The 5,818-nt window shown below is 68.6% G+C and carries 5 protein-coding genes; 2 read left to right on the forward strand and 3 right to left on the reverse strand.

Annotated features, from left to right (window positions below; all coding sequences use genetic code 11):
- The first annotated feature begins 392 nt into the window (after positions 1-392).
- Together WCJ52_RS11060 and WCJ52_RS11065 are read left to right on the forward strand one after the other, a co-directional pair.
- Complete coding sequence (locus WCJ52_RS11060) at positions 393-2,915, forward strand: TonB-dependent receptor (protein WP_336903365.1); 2,523 nt, start codon at positions 393-395, stop codon at positions 2,913-2,915.
- Positions 2,916-3,073: 158 nt separating this feature from the next.
- On the forward strand, positions 3,074-4,777 hold the full coding sequence (locus tag WCJ52_RS11065) for a carboxylesterase family protein (RefSeq protein WP_336903366.1): 1,704 nt from the start codon (positions 3,074-3,076) through the stop codon (positions 4,775-4,777).
- Positions 4,778-4,950: 173 nt separating this feature from the next.
- Here the strand turns inward: WCJ52_RS11065 and WCJ52_RS11070 are convergent, their stop codons facing one another.
- The 3 genes from WCJ52_RS11070 to WCJ52_RS11080 all read right to left on the reverse strand — a co-directional run.
- The gene (locus WCJ52_RS11070) at positions 4,951-5,403 is read right to left on the reverse strand and encodes a hypothetical protein (protein ID WP_336903367.1); all 453 of its coding nucleotides are present in this window, start codon (positions 5,401-5,403) and stop codon (positions 4,951-4,953) included.
- On the reverse strand, positions 5,400-5,600 hold the full coding sequence (locus WCJ52_RS11075) for a hypothetical protein (protein WP_336903368.1): 201 nt from the start codon (positions 5,598-5,600) through the stop codon (positions 5,400-5,402). The genes WCJ52_RS11070 and WCJ52_RS11075 overlap by 4 nt, the downstream gene beginning before the upstream one ends.
- Positions 5,597-5,818 (reverse strand): hypothetical protein (locus WCJ52_RS11080; protein ID WP_336903369.1); only part of this gene is annotated, 222 nt, incomplete at its 5' end. The genes WCJ52_RS11080 and WCJ52_RS11075, both read right to left, overlap by 4 nt.

The raw sequence follows: 5,818 nt of genomic DNA on the forward strand, positions 1-5,818 counted from the left end.
CCGTACAGGCAAGCAGATGCCCGCCCGCACCCTGAAGAGAGACCCAACCGCATCTTTTTTGAGCATGCTGCGACTGCGAAATAATCATCGCCGTCCGGTCGCGGGCGGATTACTGACGGGGTAGTCAAAACCTAAGGGATTGCCCGGATTCAAAGCAGATTTTGCCGAGAGATTTACAGCGCTGTTCGGATTTCCGGCAGTTTTCGGATTCTGCTGCATCGCAATATCGATTTGTCACCTCACCGCGAAATCCGGGATTTGCTCGCCCTGCGCCTCGGGGGTTCGGAGCGACGGAACGCCGGTACGACCGGCCCGCTTTCCGGCCCTCGGGTGCCGCCCCCCCTGGGGGCAGGGTCTCCGGCACCCGGGCCGGATTGGAAATGGGGATAGACATGACTCTTACGATGAGACGCCGCCTGCAGACCGGCGCTTCCGCCCTGGCCCTCGCCGTACTCTCAGCGAGCGCTGTCCATGCCGAAGACGCCGCAGCTGCCGCCGATGGCACCAGCGCGGTCGAGGAGGTGATCGTCACCGGGACGCGCCAAACAGGCCTCCGGGTGGTGGACAGTGCGGCACCGATCCAGGTCGTCGACTCCGAGTCGCTGCTGAGGTCCGGCCAGACGGACCTGCGCCTCGGCCTGAGCAATATCGTGCCGTCCTACACGGCCCAGGCCTTCGGTGGCGACACCGCGAACCTGACCCTCTCCGCCAAGCTCCGGGGGCTCAGCCCCAACCAGGCCCTGGTCCTGGTCAATGGCAAGCGCCGGCACACCACCGCCAACCTGGCCGTCCTTGGCGGCGCCTACCAGGGGGCAGCTGCCGCGGACCTCAGCTTCATCCCGGTCAGCTCCATCGGCCGGGTCGAGGTGCTGACCGACGGCGCGGCCGCCCAGTACGGCACCGACGCCATCGCCGGGGTCATCAACATCATCCAGAAGACCGATCCTGATGGCGGTTCCGTTGGCCTCACCGGCGGCCAGTACATCGACGGCGGCGGCAAGACGGCGGCCTTGTCGCTGAACGTCGGCCTCGCCCCCTTTGAAGGGGCCTACCTGAACCTGACAGCGGATACCAAGTATCACGGCTTCTCCATGCGCGGCCTGCCCGACCAGCGGGTCTTCAACCCGGCCAGCCCCGGCTACACCGCCGCCCGCAACGCTGTGGAGAGCAAGATCCCCGGCTATCCCTACCTCAACCTGATCTCCGGGGACGCCGAGTACCGCCTGACCAACTTCGCCTTCAACGGCGGAGCCGAGCTTCCGGGCGGGGCCGAGGTCTATGCCTTTGGCGGCTACGGCCACAAGGACGCCTCGGCCTACGAGAACTATCGTCGCTACTACCGGGTGGCCGGCAAGATGGCGACCGACCTGCCCTTCCCCAAGGGTTTCAGCCCGCGCGAGCGGATCATTGAGGATGACTACGCCTTCACCCTGGGCCTGAAGGGCGAGGTCGCTGGCTGGAACGTCGACTTCGCCTCCACCTGGGGCATGGACGATGTCGAGGTCCGGGTCGAGGATTCGGCCAACGCCAGCCTGTACACCGACACCTCCACCACCACGGCCAAGGGCTTCACCCCCACCTCGTTCCATGCCGGCACCTGGACCACCACCCAGTGGACCAACAATCTCGACATCGCCAAGGAGTTCGACTTCGGCCTGGCGGACCCCGTCAACCTCGCCTTCGGCCTCGAGCAGCGCTCGGAGTCCTACGAGATCGGCAAGGGCGACTCGGCGTCGACCTACAAGGAAGGCTCCCAGTCCTATCCGGGCTTCTCGGCCACAGACGCCGGCAAGCACAGCCGGAACTCCTGGGCCATCTACGGCGACGTCGCGGTCCAGCCGGTCACGCCATGGAAGATCGACCTCGCCCTGAGGTTCGAGCACTACAGCGACTTCGGTGACACAACGATCGCCAAGCTGACCACCCGCTACGACTTCAGCGACGCCATCGCCGTGCGCGGCACCATCAGCACGGGCTTCCGGGCACCGACCCTGGCGGAGGCCTACTACTCGGCCACCAACGTCTCGCCGACCAGCGCCTTCGTACAGCTGGCGCCCAACTCCTCGGCGGCCCGCCTGCTTCAGATCGACACGCTGAAGCCCGAGGAGTCCATCAACTACAGTGTGGGCCTGGTGGCGCGTCCCCTCCCGTCCATGACCATCACCCTCGATGCCTACCAGATCGAGCTTTCGGACCGGATCTTCGGCTCCTCCTCGATCTACGGCCTGCGGAACGGGGTGGTCGCCTCTTCGGCGGTGACGGCGGCGATCATCGCCAATGGCAACGTCCTTGACCCGACGGTCACCAACACCGGCGTCAACATCTTCTCGAACGGGCTGGATACACGGACCCGGGGCGTGGACCTCGTGGTCTCCTACCCGACCGACCTGGGCGAGTTCGGCCGGATCAACTGGACCCTCAGCGGCAACATCACGGATTCTGAGGTGACCAAGGTCAAGTCGCCGCCGCCGCCGATCACCACGCCCTCGGTCCCCTACCCTGCGGGGCAGGCCATGTTCGACAAGAACGCCCGGTCCCTCCTCGAGACCGCGGCACCCAAGTACAAGGTCGGTGTGACGGGGCTCTATACCCTGGGCATGTTCACCGTGTCCCTGACCGAGACCTTCTACGGCAAATCCTCGATTTTCTCGGACCCGGGCACGGGTCCACTGCAGACGGTCAGCCTCAAGCCGGCGGCCATCACCGACCTGGAGGCCTCGGTCAAGCTGCCGGGGGGCGTGGTCGGGGCGATCGGGGCGAACAACCTGTTCAACCACTATCCCGACAAGCTGACCTCAGCCTTCCAGACCGCCTGTATCGCCAGCGGCGGCGGGTGCGTGACCCAGTATCCCGCCATCTCTCCCTACGGGATCAACGGCGGCTACTACTATGCGCGACTGACTTGGAGCTTCTGAGTCCCTCTCCGGGTTGATTGCACACGACGCCCGGCGGCCTGACCCGCCGGGCGTCACTTTACGTCTGCGCCCCGCATTGCGCAGAGCAGGACGCCGCGCCATAGAGAAACCCATGGAGCCGCTGGCTGAGGGTGCCGGCCGCCCCGGGGGGAAATACAATGGACTGGAACCTGAAGACCTTCCTGCGCGCGGCGGCGGGACCCGCGGCAGCTCTGGCGACCCTGGTCCTGGGCGCAGCGCCCGCTGCAGCAGAGACGGGGCGGACGGTCAACACCCGCAGCGGTCCCGTCCAGGCCACCGTCCGGGGCGACATGCTCTCCTGGTACGCCATTCCCTTTGCGGCACCCCCGGTCGGCGACCTGCGCTGGCGGGCGCCCCAGCCTGCGGCGACGTGGAAGACCCCCATCGCCGCCAGCAAGACCGCTGCCCCCTGCCTCCAGACTGGGCCGGAAAGCCCGTTCCGGGCCCGTGCCGAGAGCGAGGACTGCCTCTACCTCGATGTCCACGCCCCGGCGGGCAAGGGCCCCTACCCGGTCATGGTCTGGATCCACGGCGGCGCCTTCACCACCGGCGACGCCTCGACCTATGCCGAAGCCAGCCCCCTCGTTTCCCGGGGCGTCATCGTGGTCGCCATCCACTACCGGCTCGGCGCCATGGGCTTCCTGGCCCACCCCGCCCTGCGCGATTCTGGCGGCTCGGCTGGCGACTACGGGATCATGGACCAGCAGGCCGCCCTGAAGTGGGTGCGGGCCAACATCTCCCGGTTCGGTGGCGACGCCCGCAATGTGACCCTCTTCGGCGAGTCCGCCGGAGGGTTCAGCGTCCTCACCCACCTCGCGTCTCCTGTCTCCAAGGGCCTGTTCGACAAGGCCATCATCCAGAGCGGCGGCTACGGTGTCGGCGAACAGCTCACCCAGGCCGAAATGGAGACGAAGAGCGCCCTGGCCCTCAAGACCGCAATGGCAGGCCAGGACCTCGGCGCTGCGTGCAAGGGCGAGGTCATGACGGCGGCCTGCCTGCGCAGCCTGCCCGACGCCATGGTGCGCGGAAAGCTGATGACCGCCTACGGGAGGGAAGTCGGCAACCTGGTCCCTTCCGTCGACGGCAAGGTACTTCCCGGGACCATCCAGTCGATCTTCGCGGCTGGCCGGAACAACCGCGTCCCAGTGATCAACGGCTCCAACGAGGACGAGAACCGGCTCTTCCTGGCCCTGAATGAGCTGGGCGCCCGGTTCACGGCCAAGCCCCCCAACTTCGACCCGGCCGACCGGTCCTTCCTCATGACCCCGGCGGCCTATGTCGCCGCCGCCAAGGCCGTCGAGGCGGATCAGGGCGTGCCCGCCACCGACCTGACCGAGCGCTACTATCCCCTCAGCCGCTTCGGCGCCGATCCGGTCCTCCAGCCCAGCTTCGCCGCCGCAGCCGCGGCCACCGACAGCACCTTCTCGTGCAACGGCATCAACATCTCGGCGCGGATCGCCGCCCAGAAATCGCCGGTCTGGATGTATGAGTTCCGCGACCAGACCGCCGTGCCCATCGTCGGTGCCTTCGGAGGCCGCTACGTCCTGAGCCTGCCCCAGGGGGCCGCCCACGCCTTCGAACTTCCCTACCTCTTCGGAATGGCGACCGCCGCCCAGGACGCCCCGCAGAAGGCCCTGCAGGCGACCATGTCCACCTACTGGACCAACTTCGCCCGGTCGGGAGATCCGAATGGCCCCGGCGCTCCGGCCTGGGAGGCCTTCAGCAAGGGCTCGGTGCAAGCCCTCGACGTGGCCAGTGGCGGTGGCGTGGCAGGCATGACCGCTGACGCCTTCCGCGACCAGCACCTGTGCCGCACCGCCTGGTCGGCCCTGACCTTCTAGGTCCTGCCCCCAGGCGGAGGCGGGGATCAGCGGAAAGGCCGTTGACCCCCTCACCGGCCTACGGCCGGAGCTCCCCCTTGGGGGAGCAATTAGAGCGCTAAATTCCTCCCCCCAGGGGGAGGTGGCGCGCGAAGCGCGACGGAGGGGGTCAACGGCCTCGCAGCCGCCGCCCTCTACTCCCGCAGCAGCAGGTCCAGGGCGATGGCCAGGACGGCTTCCAGCCGCCCCGCCTCCCGGTCGCCACCCGCCGCCTCCCGCGGGGTGAGTTCCTGTCCGCAGATCCGGTCGCAGGCGCCCACCAGGGTCGGGTGGTCGGCCAGCCTCCGGCGCAGACCCGCCAGATGACGACGCGCCCGCAGCCGGGCTTCCGCCGCTGAGAGGCCCGCGCCGGGGTCGGGCGGGAGCCGGCACTGCACGATGGGCTCGGCCGCCCGCGCCAGGGGTGACGGCAGGCTGGCCTCCGACTGTGACCGCCGCCATACCGACCCATAGGCCTCGCCCGCCGCCCTCTGGCTCCGGCTGATCCGGCCCCGGCGGGACAGGTGCTCAAGGCCGGACAGGCGGCGAACCGGGGCCCGGGCCGGGGGCCGGGCTGGCCGTTCGCGGGTGCTGGGAATTCTCGTCATGGGGACCTCCTTGGGGAAACGACCGCGTCCGCGATCCGATAGACGGCCTCGCCGGCACCCGCAGGACCTTCGATGAGGGCGAGGCCAGCCGCCGCATGGGCCATCAGGGCCCTCAGGAAGAGCGGCCTGTGGGCGGGCTCCCGGCGACGAAGGCCCTCAATCACCAGCTCGGCGGCTTCGAGGGGCGCAGCGCTCAACGGCCTGCGCTCCGCTGGACTACAGGCGGCCTGAGGGGCAGGCAGACCGCCACGCCATCCCGGCCGATCCGGCGCTCGGAAAAGGCCCAGAAGCCCCCCGCCGCCATCACCGCCCGGACATGCCGGTCGTGGTGGGCGAACTTGGGCAGCTGGCGGTCGCCCTCGCCCCGGGCAGTTCGGGCTCGGAGGACGCGCTCAAGCCTTCGGGCCTGGCCGGG

It is taken from the genome of Phenylobacterium sp. (assembly GCF_037138395.1).
In the GTDB taxonomy this organism is placed as follows: domain Bacteria; phylum Pseudomonadota; class Alphaproteobacteria; order Caulobacterales; family Caulobacteraceae; genus Phenylobacterium.